The organism is Xanthomonas hortorum (assembly GCF_024339125.1).
Taxonomy (GTDB): Bacteria; Pseudomonadota; Gammaproteobacteria; order Xanthomonadales; family Xanthomonadaceae; genus Xanthomonas; species Xanthomonas hortorum.
The window spans coordinates 228,517-247,206 of sequence record NZ_CP101417.1 but is presented as its reverse complement, the minus strand read 5'-3'; the positions used below and the strand labels follow the sequence as shown (position 1 = coordinate 247,206).

General features: G+C 64.6%; 15 protein-coding genes. 6 read left to right on the top strand and 9 right to left on the bottom strand.

Annotated features, from left to right (window positions below):
- Positions 1-10: 10 nt before the first annotated feature.
- Complete coding sequence (locus NMB96_RS01010; RefSeq protein ID WP_255085962.1) at positions 11-667, bottom strand: protein-L-isoaspartate O-methyltransferase family protein; 657 nt, start codon at positions 665-667, stop codon at positions 11-13.
- A gap of 128 nt (positions 668-795) precedes the next feature.
- The gene (locus NMB96_RS01005; protein WP_006451155.1) at positions 796-1,449 is read right to left on the bottom strand and encodes a TetR/AcrR family transcriptional regulator; all 654 of its coding nucleotides are present in this window, start codon (positions 1,447-1,449) and stop codon (positions 796-798) included.
- 286 nt (positions 1,450-1,735) lie between these two features.
- On the opposite strand from NMB96_RS01005, the gene NMB96_RS01000 reads away from it, so the two are divergent.
- Positions 1,736-4,750 carry a ligand-binding sensor domain-containing diguanylate cyclase gene (locus NMB96_RS01000; protein WP_023905039.1) on the top strand — a complete coding sequence of 1,005 codons (3,015 nt, stop codon included), beginning with the start codon at positions 1,736-1,738 and terminating at the stop codon, positions 4,748-4,750.
- A gap of 3 nt (positions 4,751-4,753) precedes the next feature.
- On the opposite strand, the gene NMB96_RS00995 is transcribed toward NMB96_RS01000, so the two are convergent.
- Positions 4,754-5,638: a LysR family transcriptional regulator gene (locus NMB96_RS00995; protein ID WP_023905038.1), complete on the bottom strand. Its 885-nt coding sequence runs from the start codon at positions 5,636-5,638 to the stop codon at positions 4,754-4,756.
- A gap of 120 nt (positions 5,639-5,758) precedes the next feature.
- On the opposite strand from NMB96_RS00995, the gene leuC reads away from it, so the two are divergent.
- The 4 genes from leuC to leuB all read left to right on the top strand — a co-directional run bounded on the left by leuC (position 5,759) and on the right by leuB (position 9,814).
- Positions 5,759-7,207: a 3-isopropylmalate dehydratase large subunit gene (leuC, locus tag NMB96_RS00990; protein ID WP_255085961.1), complete on the top strand. Its 1,449-nt coding sequence runs from the start codon at positions 5,759-5,761 to the stop codon at positions 7,205-7,207.
- Positions 7,208-7,273: 66 nt separating this feature from the next.
- Complete coding sequence (gene leuD, locus NMB96_RS00985) at positions 7,274-7,921, top strand: 3-isopropylmalate dehydratase small subunit (RefSeq protein ID WP_104549784.1); 648 nt, start codon at positions 7,274-7,276, stop codon at positions 7,919-7,921.
- Complete coding sequence (locus NMB96_RS00980; protein WP_255085958.1) at positions 7,918-8,703, top strand: class I SAM-dependent methyltransferase; 786 nt, start codon at positions 7,918-7,920, stop codon at positions 8,701-8,703. Before leuD ends, NMB96_RS00980 begins: the two co-directional genes overlap by 4 nt.
- Before the next feature lie 37 nt (positions 8,704-8,740).
- Positions 8,741-9,814 carry a 3-isopropylmalate dehydrogenase gene (gene leuB, locus NMB96_RS00975; protein WP_255085955.1) on the top strand — a complete coding sequence of 358 codons (1,074 nt, stop codon included), beginning with the start codon at positions 8,741-8,743 and terminating at the stop codon, positions 9,812-9,814.
- A gap of 709 nt (positions 9,815-10,523) precedes the next feature.
- Here leuB and NMB96_RS00970 read toward each other — a convergent pair.
- From NMB96_RS00970 to NMB96_RS00945, 6 genes are all read right to left on the bottom strand, one after another.
- A complete protein-coding gene (locus NMB96_RS00970) occupies positions 10,524-12,086 on the bottom strand; it encodes a 2-isopropylmalate synthase (RefSeq protein ID WP_176339113.1) in 1,563 nt (520 codons plus the stop codon).
- Positions 12,083-13,153, bottom strand: a complete 1,071-nt coding sequence (locus NMB96_RS00965) for a threonine dehydratase (protein WP_228996136.1) — start codon at positions 13,151-13,153, stop codon at positions 12,083-12,085. Before NMB96_RS00965 ends, NMB96_RS00970 begins: the two co-directional genes overlap by 4 nt.
- A gap of 138 nt (positions 13,154-13,291) precedes the next feature.
- Positions 13,292-13,549: an ACT domain-containing protein gene (locus tag NMB96_RS00960; protein WP_006451059.1), complete on the bottom strand. Its 258-nt coding sequence runs from the start codon at positions 13,547-13,549 to the stop codon at positions 13,292-13,294.
- The gene (ilvG, locus tag NMB96_RS00955) at positions 13,533-15,254 is read right to left on the bottom strand and encodes an acetolactate synthase 2 catalytic subunit (RefSeq protein WP_023905031.1); all 1,722 of its coding nucleotides are present in this window, start codon (positions 15,252-15,254) and stop codon (positions 13,533-13,535) included. The genes NMB96_RS00960 and ilvG overlap by 17 nt, the downstream gene beginning before the upstream one ends.
- 42 nt (positions 15,255-15,296) lie before the next feature.
- Positions 15,297-16,298: a ketol-acid reductoisomerase gene (gene ilvC, locus NMB96_RS00950; protein ID WP_023905030.1), complete on the bottom strand. Its 1,002-nt coding sequence runs from the start codon at positions 16,296-16,298 to the stop codon at positions 15,297-15,299.
- Between the two features lie 38 nt (positions 16,299-16,336).
- Positions 16,337-16,471, bottom strand: coding sequence for a hypothetical protein (locus tag NMB96_RS00945; protein WP_255085951.1), 135 nt, complete (start codon positions 16,469-16,471; stop codon positions 16,337-16,339).
- Between the two features lie 473 nt (positions 16,472-16,944).
- On the opposite strand from NMB96_RS00945, the gene ggt reads away from it, so the two are divergent.
- Positions 16,945-18,654 carry a gamma-glutamyltransferase gene (gene ggt / locus NMB96_RS00940; RefSeq protein ID WP_255085950.1) on the top strand — a complete coding sequence of 570 codons (1,710 nt, stop codon included), beginning with the start codon at positions 16,945-16,947 and terminating at the stop codon, positions 18,652-18,654.
- Positions 18,655-18,690 lie beyond the last annotated feature (36 nt).

Here is an 18,690-nt window from a genome sequence, read left to right as displayed (position 1 = left end):
TCCTTGGGAATCAGAATTGGAATCGGGGCGTCGGTGCGGCGCCCTGAAGATAGGCGAGGTCGGTTTCGAATAACGATTCGATGCGCGGAGCGTTGACGTCGCCACGCACCAGGACTGCTTCCATCACCGGTTCGTGACCGCGTACGACAAACAGCCGGCCATTCGGGCGCAACCACTGCAGCCACTGGGTCGGTAGCGTGTCGACTGCGCCGGTGATGCAGATGGCATCGAAACGACGCTCGCTCTCCCAGCCGAACACGTCGGCGGTTTCAATGCGGACGTTGCTGCCCAGGCCGGTACTGTCCAGATTGGCGCGTGCGGCGGTGGCCAGTGCCGGATCGATCTCCAGGCTCACCACTTCGCGGGCCAGTGCAGCCAGGCAGGCGGTGGAAAATCCACTGCCGGTGCCGATTTCCAGCACGTCTTCGCCCGGCTGCAGATCCAGCGCCTGCAGCATGCGGCCTTCGACCACCGGCTTCATCATCTTGTGGCCGGCCGACAGCGGAATTTCCACATCGACGTAGGCCAGGGTCTTGTAAGCCTCCGGCACGAAGGCCTCGCGCGGCAGGCGCGCCAGCACGTCGAGCACGCGCAGATCCAGCACATCCCACGGCCGGATCTGCTGTTCGACCATTTTTTCGCGGGCTTGGGAGAAATCGATCGTCATGGTGCGGCTATCCAACGCAGTGGGGCATGCATTTTACCGGTGCGCGAGGCAACTGGCGCATCTAGCATCGCCGCGCGCGGCCAAAGCACGCAGTGCCGGAAGTCATCGCCACCAACGTCTCGGTGCAATCAGCGCGGCGCATACGCCCTCAAAAAGAAATCCACACTGGCCTGAATGTGCTCATCCACCTGCGCGCGGGTGGGCTGACCATGCAGGCCGCACATCATCAGCGCATACAGCTCGCCTTTGAGCAGGCAGAAAAACTGTGAAGCAGCGCGCTCCAGCTCGGGGATTTCCAATTGGCCATCGGCGACCCGCGCCGACAGGAAATCCGCCAGCGCCTGTTGGGTGCGCTTGGGACCGGCATCCCAGAACATTTCGCGGACATGCACATCGCCGGTACCGGGCGCCATCATCATGCGATGGGTGGCGATTGCAGAGTCGGCGCTGACCATCGTAAAGAAGGCGTTGGCGATTTCGATCAGCTGGTCGCGCAAGTTGCCTTTGGGGGCGTGGTCGAACAGATCGTCCGGCATCATGTGTTGGCATTGTGCGCGGATCGCTTCGGAAAACAGGCTTTCTTTGTCGCCAAAGTGACTGTAAACGGTCAGTTTCGATACGCCGGCGGCTGCAGCGATGCCGTCCATGCTCACCCCTGCAAAGCCCTGCTCCATGAACATGGTGCGGGCGGCGCCCAGGATGGCGGCGCGTTTCCCAAGATCCTTGGGACGCCCAGGACCGTTGCTCTTGGTCTTGGACTTGAGGGGGGGCGAACTGGACATGCTGCCAATACTAGACCATCGGGTTCTATATTTATACTCGGCGCCTATGGAATGCATTGAAGCGCTCATAAACTGTGGCGTCTGCCCCGCCACCGATGCTGAGCGTCGCGCACCAGCTTGCTTATCGCCGTTAATTGTTTCATCTGAATGCCTCCCGGTGTCATCGCCCGCCTGGCCGCTGTAGGGGATCCCCCTAGGGCGCTGAAAAAACCCCGGTGATAGATTGACTGACGGTACGTCGGCGTATGTCGGCGACCTTCAGACGGGACGGACGAGGGACGAAAGCGTGGACAGGGTCGGGGCGCAAACGCATACAGGCTGCGTCCGCAGCAGGTACGTGCTGCGGATCGGGCCGTTGTGGCCATCGCTGTGGCGATGTGCGTTGCTGTGCTGCGTGCTGCTCGGCGCCTGGCCCGCCTTCGCCCAGCCGCTCAAACACACCGCGTATCACACCGTCACCCGCTGGAGCATGGACGACGGCCTGCCGCACAACCTGGTGCATGCGGTGGCGCAGGGCGAAGACGGCCTGATCTGGCTCGGCACCTGGGAAGGCGTGGCGCGCTTCAACGGCCGCGATTTCACGGTCTACGACCGTCAGAACACCCCGGGCGTCGAGCTGGGCGGTGTGTTCGTGGTGGTGCGCGACAGCACCGGCGGGATGTTGTTCGGCACTGCGTTCGATGGGGTCTACCACTATCAGGACGGCCACTGGCAGCAGCTGGGCGATGCCTCCGCGCGGCATCTGGCGGTGAGTGCATTGCTGCGGCGTGCCGATGGCGCATTGTGGGTGGGCACCCCGCAGACGCTGTACCGGATCGAGGCCGATGGGCGGGTGGTGGATGTGGGCCGCCAGGCCGGGCTGCCGCGTGCACGCGTCACCGCGCTCTCGGCCGACGAAGGTGGCGATCTGTGGGTGGGCACCGAGGTCGGGCTGTATCGCCTGCCGCAGGATGGCAGCCAGGCAACCGCCTGGGGCAAGGCGCATGGCATGCGCGATGCGCCGGTGCGACGGCTGGCCAGCGACCGTGAAGGCGGTTTGCTGGTGGCTGGCGACGACGGGGTGTGGTGGTGGAGCCGCGGCGGCGGCCTGCAACGCTTCCGTCAGGGCCAACGCGTGGATTCGTTGTTGCTGGATCGACGCGGGCATCTATGGATGAGTCTGTCGACCGGGCTACTGGTGGTGCACAGCGGCGCAAACGATCCGGACGAGCAGATCGCCATTTCCGGTGTGGCCAGCCCGGCCTTGCTGGAAGACGCCGAAGGCCTGATCTGGGTCGGCAGCACACACGGCTTGTTCCGGGTTGCCGAAGGCGCCGCGCATGGCGTCACCCACGAGGATGGCCTCACCTCCGATTACGTGCGCAGCGTGCTGCAGACGCCCAATGGCACGGTGTGGGTGGGCAGCGCGGTGGGCCTGGACCGCTGGCGCGGCGAGCAGATCAGCCGGGTGTCGTTGTCGCCCAGCGAGGGCGGGCGCGTGTTGGAACAGTCGGTGCTGGCGCTGGCCGACGCCGGCGACGGCGGCGTGTGGGCCGGCACCTATAGCCAGGGCGTGGTGCGTCTGGATGCGCAGGGCCGCGTGCTGGTGCGCATCGGTGCAGCCGAGGGCTTGCCGTCGATGTCGGTGCGCGCGGTGCTGCCCGATGGCGAGGATCTGTGGATCGGCACCACCGCCGGGCTGGTGCGTTGGCGCAACGGCAAGGCGCGTCACTACACCGCCGCCGACGGCGTGCCGGACGGTTCGGTGCAGGTGCTGTATCGCGATGCGCAGGGGATTGTGTGGAGCGGCACCGATCGCGGCATGACCGCGCTGTCGCCTGACGGCAGCACACGCGCATGGCTGGGCGAGCAGGATTTCCCCGGGCAGAACGCGTTCGATTTCCTGCGCGATGCCAATGGCGATCTGTGGATCGCCAGCGATCGCGGCCTGTTGCGCTTGCGCGGAGAGACATTCCGCGTCTACGACCACCGGGTCGGGCTGCCGCGCGACAAGGTGTTTCGGGTGATCGACGACGGCCGCGGCTATTTCTGGTTGTCGAGCAACCATGGCGTGTTCCGCATCGCGCGCAGCGATTTCGACCAGCTCGATGCGGGCACGCGCGACCAATTGAGTGTGGAAGTGGTGGATCGCAGCGACGGCATGCCTGGCAATCAGGGCAACGGCAGCAGCGCGCCGGCCGGCTGGATGACACAGTCCGGGCAGTTGTTGTTTCCGACCGCAGCCGGTCTGGGGGTGATCGATCCGGCGCGTGTGGGCACCTTGCAAGGCCATCGCTTGCCGATCGTGTTCGAGCGCTTGCTGGTCGATGGCATGGTGCAGCCGTTGAACGGCCCGCATCGGTTTGGCGCAGACACCCGGCGTATCGCCATTGGCTATGCCGGGTTGAATTTTCGCGGGCCGGACAAGGTGCGTTATCGCTACCGGCTGGAAGGCTTCGATCCGGAGTGGGTGGATGCCGACAGCGCCATCGAGGCGATCTACACCAATCTGCCGCCGGGCCGTTTTCGTTTCCGTGTGCAGGCGATGTCGCTGCCGGTGGACTGGCGGCAGACCGCGTTGCTGGGCGAATCCAGCCTGGTCATCGAACTGGCGCCGCCGTGGTGGCGGCGTGGCGAAGTGATCGCGCTGGGCATCCTTGGCCTGGGCAGTGTGATCTACATGTTTTACTTATGGCGCACGGCCAGTTACCGCCGACGCCAGCGTCAGCTCAACACGGTGATCGACCGGCGCACACGCGAGTTGAGCGACAAGAACCTCGCGCTGCAGCAGGCCAGCCAGGAGCGCGAAGCGTTGATGCGCCAGCTGGAGTATCGCGCCAGCCACGACGTGCTTACCGCGCTGCCCAACCGGCGCGAGGCCGAGCGCGTGCTGCAGCAATGGTTCGACGAAGCGCGCGCCGGTGGTGCGGCCCTCGCGTTGGCGCTGATGGATATCGATCACTTCAAACGCATCAACGATGCCTACGGCCATGAGGTCGGCGATGCGGTGTTGTCTGCGATTGGCGAGGCGTTGAGCGAACACGATCAGGCGCAGTGCTTTGCCGCCCGTCACGGGGGCGAAGAGTTCCTGCTGGCGGCCATCGGGCTGGACGCGGCGCAGGCGCGCGCGCTGTTCGAGCGCATGCGCCAACGGCTTGCAACGATCGATGTCGACGCGCAGGGCACCACCGTGCGTTGCACCGCCAGCATGGGCATGGCAATGAGCGATGAAGCCCCGAGCCGGCGCGAATTGCTGGCATTGGCCGATCGCCGTCTGTATCAAGCCAAGCGGCAGGGGCGGGATCGCTTGGTGGGGCGGTGATGTTTACAGCTGCCCCTGATCCGCCTGCGCATGCAACAGCGCAACAAATGCCTGCGCGGCCCGGGACAAGGTGCGCCCGCCATGCGTCACGCAACCCAGCTCGCGCGACAGCGCGACATCGGCCAGCGGCAGCGCCACGATCTGATGATCGATCATGCGCTCCGGCAACACGCTCCAGGCCAGGCCCACCGACACCAGCATCTTGATCGTCTCCAGATAATTGGTGGTCATGCGCAGGCTTGGCACCAGCCCGCGCTCGGCGAACAGGCCGGCGACGATGCGATGGGTGAAGGTGCCTGGGTCCGGCAGCACCGCCGGGTGCGCCACCACATCCTCCAGCGTCACTGCGCGCAGTGACGCCAACGGATGATCCGGTGCCACCACGAACTGCAGGCGGTCGTGCCAGATCGGCTGCGCGCGCAGCGGCGCACGCGTGTCCGGTGCCAGCGTGGTCACCGCCAGTTCCACCTCCCCGCGCAGCACGGCTGCATAGGCCAGTTCCGAGTCCAGGAACTGGATGTCCAGCGCCGCCTGCGGATGTTCTGCGGCGAAGCGGCGCAGCAGGGCGGGCAGGCGATGCAGGCCCACGTGGTGGCTGGTGGCAAGGCTCAGGCGCCCGCCGACCGCCGCACCAAGGTGTTCCAGCACGCGGCGGGTGTCCTGCAGCTCGGCCAGGATGCGTTGCGCGCGTGGCAGCAGGGCCTGGCCGGCTTCGGTCAGCACCACCTGGCGGCCGAGGCGGTCGAACAGGCGCGCAGACAATTGCCCTTCCAGCAAGGCAATGCGCTTGCTCACCGCCGGCTGGGTGAGGTGCAGCGCCTCGCCGGCGGCAGAGAAGCTACCGCTCTCGGCAATTGCCACGAACGCGCTGAGGCTGCCCAGGTCCATCACTATTCCTGAAATTCATTTGTTGAATAAACAATATGAATTTGCGTTATCCAAGGCAAGCTCCTAGCATCGAACTCAGCCAGGTGGGCGCACCCACCATCCGCCAATCGGGTTGCTGCAATGACTGCCAAGACGCTGTACGACAAGTTGTGGGAATTGCACGAGGTCACGCGCCGTGACGATGGTTCGTCGCTGATCTATATCGACCGCCACATCCTGCACGAAGTGACCTCGCCGCAAGCTTTCGAAGGCCTGCGCCTGGCCGGGCGCAAACCGTGGCGCATCGACGCCAATATCGCCACGCCCGACCACAACGTGCCGACCACGCGCGCCGAGCGCCAGGGCGGGCTGGAGTCGATCACCGACGCAGTCTCGCGCTTGCAGGTGCAGACCCTGGACGAGAACTGCGACGACTTCGGCATCCTCGAGTTCAAGATGAACGATACGCGGCAAGGCATCGTGCATGTGGTCGGCCCGGAGCAGGGCGCCACCTTGCCGGGCATGACCGTGGTCTGCGGCGATTCGCATACCTCCACGCACGGCGCGTTCGGCGCGCTGGCGCATGGCATCGGCACCTCGGAGGTCGAGCATGTGCTGGCCACGCAATGCCTGATCGCTAAGAAGATGAAGAACATGCAGGTGCGGGTGGAGGGCACGCTGCCGTTCGGCGTGACCGCCAAGGACATCGTGCTGGCGGTGATCGGCAAGATCGGCACCGCTGGCGGTAACGGCCATGCGCTGGAATTTGCAGGCAGCGCGATCCGCGATTTGTCGATCGAAGGCCGCATGACCATCTGCAACATGTCCATCGAAGCCGGCGCGCGCGTCGGCATGGTGGCGGTGGACGACAAGACGATTGCCTACGTCAAAGGCCGCCCGTTCGCACCCAAGGGCGCCGACTGGGATGCGGCGGTCGCGTTGTGGAGCACGCTGGTGTCCGATGCCGATGCGCACTTCGACACTGTTGTGGAACTGCGCGCCGAAGACATCAAGCCGCAAGTCAGCTGGGGTACTTCGCCGGAGATGGTGCTGGCGGTGGATCAGCACGTGCCGGATCCGGCCGCCGAACAGGATCCGACCAGGCGCGACTCGATCGAGCGCGCGCTGAAATACATGGGTTTGCGGGCCAATCAGCCGATCACCGACATCCATCTGGATCGGGTGTTCATCGGCTCGTGCACCAATTCGCGCATCGAAGACCTGCGTGCCGCCGCTGCGGTTGCCAAGGGCCGCAAGGTCGCTTCCACCATCAAGCAAGCATTGGTGGTGCCGGGCTCGGGCCTGGTCAAGGCGCAGGCCGAAGCCGAAGGCCTGGACAAGGTGTTTCTGGACGCCGGCTTCGAATGGCGCGAGCCGGGTTGCTCGATGTGTCTGGCGATGAACCCGGACAAGCTGGGCAGCGGCGAGCATTGCGCTTCCACTTCCAACCGCAATTTCGAAGGCCGCCAGGGCGCCGGTGGTCGCACCCATCTGGTCAGCCCGGCGATGGCAGCGGCTGCTGCGGTCTGTGGTCACTTCGTTGATGTGCGTGAGCTTGGGGATTTGGGAGTGGGGATTCGGGATTCGTAAAGACCGGTCTGCGCATTCCAGCTTTTTCGAATCCCCAATTACCAATCCCTAATCCCGGCACTCCTAATGACCCCTTTCACCCAACACACCGGACTGGTCGCGCCGCTGGATCGCGCCAACGTCGATACCGACCAGATCATTCCCAAGCAATTCCTCAAGTCGATCAAGCGCACCGGCTTCGGTCCGAACCTGTTCGACGAGTGGCGGTATCTGGATATCGGCGAACCTGGTCGCGACAACAGCCAGCGCCCGATCAACCCGGAGTTCGTGCTCAATTTCCCCCGCTATCAAGGCGCCAGTGTGTTGCTGGCACGCGAAAACTTCGGCTGCGGTTCCTCGCGCGAGCACGCGCCGTGGGCTCTGGACGAATACGGCTTTCGCGCAGTGATTGCACCGAGCTTTGCCGACATCTTCTTCAACAACAGTTTCAAGAACGGCCTGCTGCCGATCGTGCTGGCCGAAGCGGAAGTGGATGCGTTGTTCCAACAATGCCTGGCGACCGAGGGCTACCAACTCACCGTGGATCTGGACGCGCAGCGCGTGCGCCGGCCCGATGGCGTGGAATACAGCTTCGACATCGACGCCTTCCGCAAGCACTGCCTGCTCAACGGGCTGGACGACATCGGCCTGACCTTGCAGGACGCCGATGCGATCGGCCGCTTCGAACAAGGCCATCGCGCGCGTCAACCGTGGTTGTTCGGCGCACTGCAGTGAACTCGGTTGCCAACGCCACCGATGCGGGAGCGCAGAGTGCGCATGTTGCTGCGCAGTTCGGGCCGCAGGCGCAGGCCTATCTGCATAGCGACGTGCATGCGCAAGGCGCAGAGTTCGCCGAACTCCGCGCTGGTCTGGCCGGTCATCGCAACGGCCGATTGCTCGACCTGGGCTGCGGTGCCGGGCATGTGAGTTTCCAGCTGGCGCCGTTGATGGCCGAGGTGGTGGCCTATGATCTGTCTGCCGACATGCTCACCGTTGTGGCGGCCACCGCCGCCGAGCGTGGGCTGACGCAGGTGCGCACCATGCAAGGTATCGCCGAGCGCTTGCCGTTCGAGAGCGGCAGCCTGGATGCCGTGGTCAGCCGCTACTCGGCGCACCATTGGAGCGACCTGGGACAGGCACTGCGCGAAGTGCGGCGCGTGTTGCGGCCAGGCGGGATTGCTGCCTTTATCGATGTGGTGGCGCCTGGGCTGCCATTGCTGGACACGCACCTGCAGGCGATCGAGCTGCTGCGCGATACCAGCCATGTGCGCGACTACAGTGTGGCGCAATGGTTGCAGATGCTGGGCGATGCCGGCTTGCAGGTGCAGCGTCATCAGTGCCAACGGCTGCAGCTGGACTATCTGAGCTGGGTAGAGCGCATGCGCACGCCGGAGGTATTACGCGCGGCCATTCGCGCATTGCAGGACGCGGCGGTGAACGAGGTCCGCGACTACTTTCAGATTGCCGCCGATGGTTCCTTCAGCACTGATGTGCTGGTGGTATGGGCAGCACGTTGATTTTCAGGGCGTTACGGCGCCAACTCACGAGGATTGCATGAGCAAGCAGATTTTGATTCTTCCCGGCGACGGCATCGGCCCGGAGATCATGGCCGAAGCGGTCAAGGTGCTGACGCGGATCGATGCGCAACATGGCCTGGGTTTCACCCTGGTGTACGACGAACTGGGTGGCGCGGCCTACGACAAGTACGGCAGCCCGCTGGCCGACGAAACACTGGAGCGCGCGCGCGCTGCCGATGCGGTGCTGTTGGGCGCGGTCGGCGGGCCGCAATGGGACACCATCGATCCATCGCTGCGTCCGGAACGTGGCCTGCTCAAGATCCGCTCGCAGCTGGGCTTGTTCGCCAACCTGCGTCCTGCGCTGTTGTATCCGCAGCTGGCCGACGCCTCCACGCTCAAGCCGGAGGTGGTTGCGGGGCTGGATCTACTGATCCTGCGCGAGCTCACCGGCGGCATTTACTTCGGCCAACCGCGTGGTACGCGCACATTGGAAAATGGTGAGCGTCAGGCTTACGACACCTTGCCGTACAGCGAAAGCGAGATCCGTCGCATCGCCAAGGCCGGCTTCGAGATGGCGCGTTTGCGCGGCAAGAAGCTGTGTTCGGTCGACAAAGCCAACGTCTTGGCATCGAGCCAGCTATGGCGTGCAGTGGTGGAGGAAGTCGCGAAGGATTATCCGGACATTGCGCTATCGCATATGTACGTGGACAACGCGGCCATGCAGTTGGTGCGCGCACCCAAGCAGTTCGACGTGATCGTGACCGACAACATGTTCGGCGACATCCTGTCCGATCAAGCATCCATGCTCACCGGCTCGATCGGCATGCTGCCCTCGGCCTCGCTGGATGCCAACAACAAAGGCATGTACGAGCCGTGTCATGGCTCGGCACCGGATATCGCAGGGCAGGGCATTGCCAATCCGTTGGCGACCATCCTGTCGGTGGCGATGATGTTGCGCTATACGTTTGCGCAATCTGCTGCAGCTGATGCGATCGAACAAGCGGTCGGCAAGGTACTCGACCAAGGCCTGCGCACCGCCGACATCTGGTCGGAAGGCACTACCAAGATTGGCACGGTCGCGATGGGTGATGCGGTGGTTGCTGCGCTGTAAGCGTGATCGTACAGCTTGTCTTTCGTTGAGCTAGCAGCGGTCATCGCTTTATTGGGCGATGGCCGCTTTCGTTTTTGAGGGTCATCGATAGCGCGGTGCCGCATCCAGTGTCGGGACACGCCGCAAGTACGTCCATGTAGGCTCGGTGGCGGCATCCATGCCGCCACACGGTCCCGCCCCCGGATGCGACACCGCGCTCCCACTCTTCACGGCGGCTGATCGGCAAGCAATGCCTTTTGGTAGGCGTAATGCTTGCAGATTCCCCAGTCGGTAGTCGGTAGTCGATGCAGTTTTTCGTCTAATGCTTTGCCATGATTCCGCCAGCGAAGGTCGCGCTCCAAAGCATGATCAATCAATCAAGTAACGCTTCTCCTTCAGCCACCAACAATATTCGGAGGTGCTTGCGCGTGTACCGGCGTGGGACCTTACGCGGCATGGATGCCGCGTAAGAGCCTACACGGACGTACTTGCGGCGTGTCCCACGCCGGTACGCGTGCAAGCGCCCTCAGTGATCGAGGCGTTTGCGCGAAACCGGCAGACGTCGTGCGTGAGATTGGTCGATGCGGCACGCGCTCCCACTCTTCGCGGCTGCTGATCGGCAAACAATGCATTCTTAGAAAACGTTCAAATCACCAACCACCAAAAACCAAGACGGCCAGCAGATCACTCCGCTAGCCGTCAGGTTTACTTCTTTTAGCAGATGACAGCGCTACGCCACCGCAGCCGTCTTGCCAGCAACCACGCCACGCTGGCGCTGACGCAACAGTCGGTTGGCCACGTCCAACCACGCCAGCGCGCTGGCTTCGATGATGTCCTTGCTGGTGCCGGTGCCTTCGTATTCCACGCCGTCGTGGCGCACGCTCAGGCTGGCTTCGCCACGTGCGTCCGCGCCGATGCCCACGCTGTGCACCTGATAGCTGTCAAGCTCCAGCTTCACACCGGTGGCCGACGCCAGCGCACCGAATAGCGCATCCACCGGACCATTGCCTTGCGCGGTTTCGGCGACGCGATTGCCTTCCGGATCGGACAATTCCACCAGCGCGTTCGCGCGGCTGCCGACATCGCTGATGGTCATCGACGCCAGGCGGTAGCCCTCCTGCACGGTGGCATCCTGCATCAATGTTTGCAGATCGGCGTCGGTAACCACGCGCTGCTTCTCGCACAATGCCTTGAACTGCTCGAAGACCAGCTTGACCTCGTCTTCTTCCAGCAAATAGCCCAAGGCGCGCAGACGCTGCTCCACTGCCGCACGGCCACTGTGACGGCCCAGCACCATCTGCGAGGACTCCCAGCCCACGTCTTCCGGGCGCATGATTTCGTAAGTGCCGCGATGGCGCAGCATGCCGTGCTGGTGGATGCCCGACTCGTGCGCGAACGCGTTGCCGCCCACCACCGCCTTGTTGCGCTGCACCGGCATGCCGACCAGGCGCTGCAGCAACTGCGAAGTGGACACGATGCGCGGCGTGTTGATCTCGGTATCGATGTTGTAGAACGCACCGCGCACCTTCAGTGCCATGGTGATTTCTTCCAGCGCGCAGTTGCCCGCACGCTCGCCGATGCCGTTGATGGTGCACTCGACCTGGCGCGCGCCGCCCTCGATCGCCGCGAGCGAGTTAGCCACCGCCAGACCCAGATCGTTGTGGCAGTGCGCGCTGAAGATGACGGTGTCGGCCCCTTCCACGCTGGCGATCAGGCGCGCGAACATGCCGCGGATTTCTTCTGGCGTGGTGAAGCCCACCGTGTCCGGCAGATTGATCGTGGTGGCACCGGCGGCGATCGCCACGCGGGTGACCTCGGCCAGGAAATCCTCTTCGGTACGGGTGGCATCTTCGGCGGAAAACTCGACATCGTCGATGTAGCCACGCGCCAGCGTCACATGCCTGTGCACCGATTCCAGCACCTGCTCGCGGCTCATGCGCAGCTTGTGCTCGCGGTGCAATGGGCTGGTGGACAGGAATACGTGCAGGCGCGGATTGGCGGCTGCTTCCAGTGCACGTGCGGAGGTTTCGATATCCGCCTGCAGGCAGCGCGACAGCACCGCCAGCGTGGGGCGACGCAACTCGCGGCCGATCATCGCGACGGCTTCGCGGTCGGAATGCGAGCTGGCCGGGAAGCCGGTTTCGATGATGTCCACGCCGAGCTCGTCCAGCGCGCGCGCCATCACCAGCTTTTGCTGGGGCGTCATGCTGCAGCCGGGGGATTGCTCGCCGTCGCGCAGGGTGGTGTCGAAAATTCGGATACGCGGGGTCTGGTTGGATACGGTCGTGTTCACCAGGAAGACTCCTCTACGGCGATGGCGGTGACAGGCGTTGGAGCGACTGCGGATGGGCGGGAAAGAACGGGTGTTTCGGGAAGTGACTTGGCGCTGCGTTCGTTGCGCAGTCGCTCGGTATTGCGACGGCGCGGCTTGCGTGGCGGACGCGGCCGCACCTCGGACAAGAGGGTGGCCAGCACAGTTGCGTCGATATTACCGCCAGAGACCACCGCACATTTGCGTTTGCCTGAAACGCGGCGACCGGCGGCCAAGGCGAGTGCCCCGGCGCCCTCGGCGATGACGTGTTCTTCCAGCGCCAGACGCACCAGGGTTTCGCGCAATTCGGCCTCGCGCACGATCACCACATCGTCGAGCAGACTCGCGCATAAACGGCGGGTCAGGAAGCCGGGAATCTTGACCTTCACACCGTCGGCCAGCGTGGGCACCGGGGTGATTTCGCGGAAGTCGCCGCGTACGGCGCGCGCCATTGAGTCCACGCCTTCCACCTGCGCACCGACGATGCGCACGCCTTGCGATTTCAGTGCCAGCGCCACCCCGGAAGCCAGCCCGCCGCCACCGATCGGCACGATCACCACGTCCGGCGCATGCGCGGCCAGTTCGATGCCGACCGTGCCTTGCCCGGCGATCACATCAGGGTCGTCGAAGGCCGAGAGAAAGCGGTAGCCGTTCTGGTCGGCCAGCTCGCGCGCAAACGCAAACGCCTCGTCGTAGCTGTTGCCATGCTGGCGCACGGTAGCGCCCCAGTGCGCGACACCGGCAATCTTGGTCTGCGGCGCGCCGTACGGCATCACTGTGATGGCCTGCACGCCCAGCCGATACGCCGACCACGCCACGCCTTGCGCATGGTTACCGGCCGAGGCGCAGATCACCGGGCGCTCGTCGCCGCGTTCCAGTCCGGCCAACAGCGCATTCAATGCGCCGCGCACCTTGTAGGAGCCGGTGCGTTGCAGGTTTTCCAGCTTCAACCACACACCGAAGCGCTCTGCGTAATGCAGCGGTGTAGGCGACAGGTATTTGCGCAGACGCGCCTGCGCAGCCAGCACGTCGGCCACGCTGATGGCCACGTCGCTTACGTCTGGCTCCTGCGAAGAAGGGCGGCCGGAATCAGGCATTGCGGCACGCGCGCGGCCAATCCGGAAGAAGACACCTCCGGACAGCGATCTGATGGTCACGCGAGGTCTGCGTGCTCGAGGTCTGCATGGTCATGCCGCAGCCTCGACCGATTCCAGCGCGGTGATCACCACCGACTCGCAGTCGTACACCTTTTCCAACTGCAGGCGCAGCGTTTCCGGTGGGCGCGTGCTGTCCACGTCCAGTTGCAGATGCCAGCGGCCGGCATCGTCGGGCGCGGCGGCGCCCTGGATGGCGCACGGGCGGAAGCCGCGTCGCTCGGTCATGCCGAGCACGCGCACCAGCGCGCCTTCGGCCGGCTTCAGCACCAGATCAAGCCGGTAACGCATGTGGCGTCTCCTTGACCGCATGTGCGGGATTGCTGTCCAGCATGGTGCTGTTGGCATTGTTGGGCGGCACCAGCGGCCACACATTGGCACGCGCATCGATGCTCACATGCAACAGGCCGGGGCCGGGCTGTGCCAGCAGCTCGGCCAGCGCGCCATCCACATCGCCGCGCGCGATGATGCGCTTGGCCGGGATGCCGAACACCTGCGCCAACGCCGCAAAATCCGGGTTGTCGGACAGGTCGATTTCGCTGTAGCGCTCGGCAAAGAACAACTCCTGCCACTGCCGCACCATGCCCAGCGAACTGTTGTCCAGCAGCACGATCTTCACCGGCAGCTTGCAGCGCGCAATGGTCACCAGCTCCTGCACATTCATCATGAAACTGCCGTCGCCGGAGACCAGCACCACGGTGCGGTCGGGGCAGGCGAACTGCGCGCCCATCGCCGCCGGCAGGCCGAAGCCCATCGTGCCGAGCGCGCCGCTGGTGAGGTGATTGCGCGGATCGTTGAAGCGGCAATGCTGCGCAACCCACATCTGATGCTGACCCACATCGCAGGCGATGATGGTGTCGGCCGGGGCCACTTCGCTCAGGCGCTTCAGCAGTGCCGGTGCGTAGATGTCGGTGCCGGGCGCGTCGTAGCGCGCACCGAATTTTTCGCGGTTGGCAAAGCAGCGCGTGCGCCAGGCCTGGCAGTTGCCGCGTGCTGCGCTCAAGGCTTTCAGACTCAGTGCCACATCGCCGGGCACTGCGATGTCGGCAGTGCGCAGCTTGGAAATTTCATACGCGTCGGCATCCAGGTGGATGACGCGCGCAAACGGAGCGAACTCGCTCAGCTTGCCGGTGGCACGGTCGTCGAAACGCGCGCCCACCACGACCAGCAGATCGCATTCCTGGATCGCCATATTGGCCGCACGGGTGCCGTGCATGCCCAGCATGCCCAGATAATCCGGATGCGCATGCGGCAACGCGCCCAGACCGCGCAAGGTCAGTGCGGTCGGGATGCCGGTGGCTTCGACAAAGCGCCGGAACGCGTCCACCGCGCCTGCCAATGCAATCCCGCCACCGCCGTACACCACCGGGCGTTCGGCGCTGGCGATGGCGGCCAGCGCTTCGGCCAATTTCGCGTCTTCCGGGGCCGGCGGCGGCAACACCGCTGCCGGTACGTGATCGGGCAGATGCGACGCATCGGCGATCTGCACGTCCTTGGGCAGGTCGATCAGGACCGGCCCGGGGCGTCCCTCGCGCGCGATGCGAAACGCTTCGCGCACGATCTGCGGAAGTTCCTCCACCCGCCGCACCAGAAAGCTGTGCTTGACGATCGGCATGGTCATGCCGAACACGTCCAGTTCCTGGAACGCATCGGTGCCCAGCAGGGGCGTGGCGACCTGGCCGGTCAGGCACACCATCGGCACCGAATCGAGCATCGCATCGGCGATGCCGGTGACCAGATTGGACGCGCCCGGGCCGGAGGTGGCCACGCACACGCCGACCCGGCCGCTGGCACGGGCGTACCCATTGGCGGCCAGGGCGGCGCCCTGTTCGTGACGGACCAGGATGTGCTTGAGCCTGGAATCCACCAGGGCGTCGTAGAACGGCATGATGGTGCCGCCCGGATAACCGAACAGCGTTTCCACGCCCTCGGCTTCCAGGGCCTGCGTCAGCCAGCGCGCGCCATTGCGGGGCGTGCTGTGTGCGGAGGTGTTCATGCGTTGCGGACCTTCGGTGTTAGCGGTGGGGGTGCGGCGGCATTACGCTGCTTGTTGATTCGCAGGTGCGGCAGCGGCCTGTTGTTCGCCGTTGAGCCACACCATCTTGGCGCGCAGCTTCTTGCCCACTTCCTCGATCGGATGCTCCAGATCGGCCTGCTTGAACTTGGTGTAGTTCGGCAGGCCGGCTTCGTATTCGGCCACCCAGTTCTTGGTGAAGGTGCCGTTCTGGATGTCGGTCAGCACGTCCTTCATGCGCGCCTTGGTGCTGGCGTCGATCACGCGCGGGCCGCTGACATAGTCGCCGTATTGCGCAGTTTCGGACACGAATTCCAGCATGCGGGTGATGCCGCCTTCGTAAAACAGGTCCACGATCAACTTCAGTTCGTGCAGCACTTCGTAATACGCGATTTCCGGCTGATAGCCGGCTTCCACCAACACTTCGAAACCGGCCTGCACCAGCGACGAGGCGCCGCCGCACAGCACCGCCTGCTCGCCGAACAGATCGGTCTCGGTCTCTTCCTTGAAGGTGGTCTTGATGATGTTGGCGCGCGCGCCGCCCAGGCCGCCGGCATAGGTCAGCGCGAACTGCTCGGCCTTGCCACTGGTGTCCTGATACACCGCATAGATGCACGGCACGCCGCGGCCGATTTCATATTCGCGACGCACCAGCGCGCCCGGGCCCTTGGGTGCGACCAGCACCACATCCAGATCGGCGCGCGGGGTGATCATGTCGAAATGCACGTTCAGTCCATGCGCGAACAGCAGGCAGGCGCCTTGCTTCATGTTCGGTGCGATGACCTCTTCGTAGAGCTTCTTCTGCACCATGTCCGGGGTCAGGATCGCAACCAGATCGGCGCTTTTCACCGCCTCGGCCGGCGCCACGACGGTGAAGCCATCGGCCTGGGCCTTGGATTCGGTCGGGCCACCGGGGCGCAGGCCGACAGTGACGTCGAAGCCGGAATCGCGCAGGTTCAGCGCATGCGCGCGGCCCTGGCTGCCGTAGCCGATGATCGCGATTTTCGGTTGGATGTCGTTGCTCATGGAGTTAAGTCCTTGCGGGGTTGGCAGTGAAAAAAGAATCAGCCGGCAGTGGAGACACTGGCCGGCCGAACAAAGCGGGGATGGACGATGGCACTGGCCATGCAGGCACGTGCACCGGCGCAGTTGCCGGCGCGGGTGGTGCAGATGGCGGCGATGTCAGTGATGTCGTTCATGTCATTCGAAACTTTTGGTGGTCCCTGAAACGCGAAACCCCGCGCCGTTGCCGGTGCGGGGTCTGATCGAAGCCTTGTGTGTCTGTTGCCTACACGAAGTCTCGTCCCGCAGCGGTTGGCGAGGTAATAAGTACGAGCACGAGAAGCGACGCTGCCGTCGCGCCGAAGGGCGCGGACACTGGGGCGTTCGAGGTGGTGTGGCGGTGCGGCATGGACTGAGATAACCATCGCCGCAGGTGAGGTGTCAACCCTTGCGCGTGAAACGGCCGCGTCCATGTGCAAGTTGCCGTGGGAAACCCCATCGCAGCAGCATGGTTACCGCTGAAACCGGATCGATGCAGGGCAGTGAGGATCGATGCAGGTCACTAAATGCGCGGCATTCGGCGCTGCCGCGCGATGGTGATCGAACGAGGCGGCATGCGCCGCTGGTATGGTTGGCGACTCATTCTGCTGTGTCATGGAGGCCGCCTGTCATGCGTCGCGTACCTGTCCTGTTGGTGTCTGCTCTGGTGCTGCTCGCGCCGCCTCTCATCGCCGCCGACCGCATCACCGGGCAGCCGTTTGCGACCCGTTCGGAAGTCATCGCCCCGCATGCGATGGCGGCGACCTCGCAACCGCTGGCCACCCAGATCGCGCTGGATGTGATGAAGAACGGCGGCTCGGCGGTGGATGCGGCGATTGCCGCCAACGCCGCGCTGGGCCTGATGGAGCCGACCGGCAACGGGGTGGGCGGGGATCTGTTCGCCATCGTCTGGGACCCCAAGACCAACAAGCTCTATGGCTACAACGGCTCGGGCCGCTCGCCCAAATCGCTGACCCTGGCCGAGTTGCAGCGCCGCGGGCTGAAGGACATCCCGCCGACCGGCCCGCTGCCGGTGTCGGTACCGGGCGCGGTGGATGGCTGGTTCGCGCTGCACGAGCGCTTCGGTCGCAAGCCGATGGCACAGAACTTGGCCCCCGCCATTCGCTATGCCCGCGAAGGCCATCCGGTGGCCGAGACCATCGCCTATTACTGGGACCGCTCGGTGCCGCGGCTGTCGCAATACCCCGGCATCAAGGAGCAGTTCACCATCGACGGCCACGCACCGCGCAAGGGCGAGCTGTGGAAGAACCCGAACCTCGCGAACACGCTGCAGCAGATCGCCGACGGCGGCCGCGATGCGTTCTACAAGGGCGACATCGCGCGCACCATCGGAAGCTATTTCAAGGCCAATGGCGGCTACCTGAGCTATGAAGACCTGGCCAGTCATCAGGGCGAGTGGGTGGAGCCGGTGTCCACCAACTATCGCGGCTACGATGTGTGGGAGTTACCGCCCAACAGCCAGGGCATCGCCGCGCTGCAGATGCTCAACATCCTGGAAGGCTACGATTTTTCCAAGATTCCCTTCGGTTCGGCCGAGCATGTGCACCTGTTCACCGAGGCCAAGAAGCTCGCGTTCGCCGACCGCGCGCGTTTCTATGCCGACCCGGCCTTCCAGCCGGCGCCGCTGGCCAGGCTGGTCTCCAAGGACTACGCCGCCCAGCGCCGCGCGCTGATTTCCATGGACAAGGCGCTCAAGGAAGTGCAGCCGGGCACGCCTAAACAACTGGAAGAGGGCGACACCATCTACATGACCGTAGCCGATGCCGACGGCATGATGGTGTCGTTGATCCAGTCCAACTACCGCGGCATGGGCAGCGGCATGGCCCCGCCGGGGCTGGGCTTCATCCTGCAGGACCGCGGCGAGATGTTCGTGCTGAAGAAGGACCACCCGAACGGCTACGCGCCGGGCAAGCGGCCGTTCCAGACCATCATCCCCGCCTTCGTCACCAAGGACGGCAAGCCATGGCTGAGCTTCGGCGTGATGGGCGGGGCGATGCAGCCGCAGGGGCACGTGCAGATCGTGATGAACTTGGTGGACTTCCATATGAATCTGCAGGAAGCCGGCGATGCGCCGCGCATCCAGCATGAAGGTTCCACCGAGCCGACCGGCCAGGCCACCGCGATGAGCGATGGCGGCGAGGTCAATCTGGAAACCGGCTTCTCCTACGACACCATTCGCGGGTTGATGCGCAAAGGCCACCGGGTGATCTTTGCCGACGGGCCGTACGGCGGCTATCAGGCGATTGCGCGCGACCCGGCCAACGGGGTGTATTACGGCGCCTCGGAAAGCCGCAAGGACGGGCAGGCTGCCGGTTACTGAGCAAGCGCTTGCGGGTGCGTCGCGCTGCTCAACTCC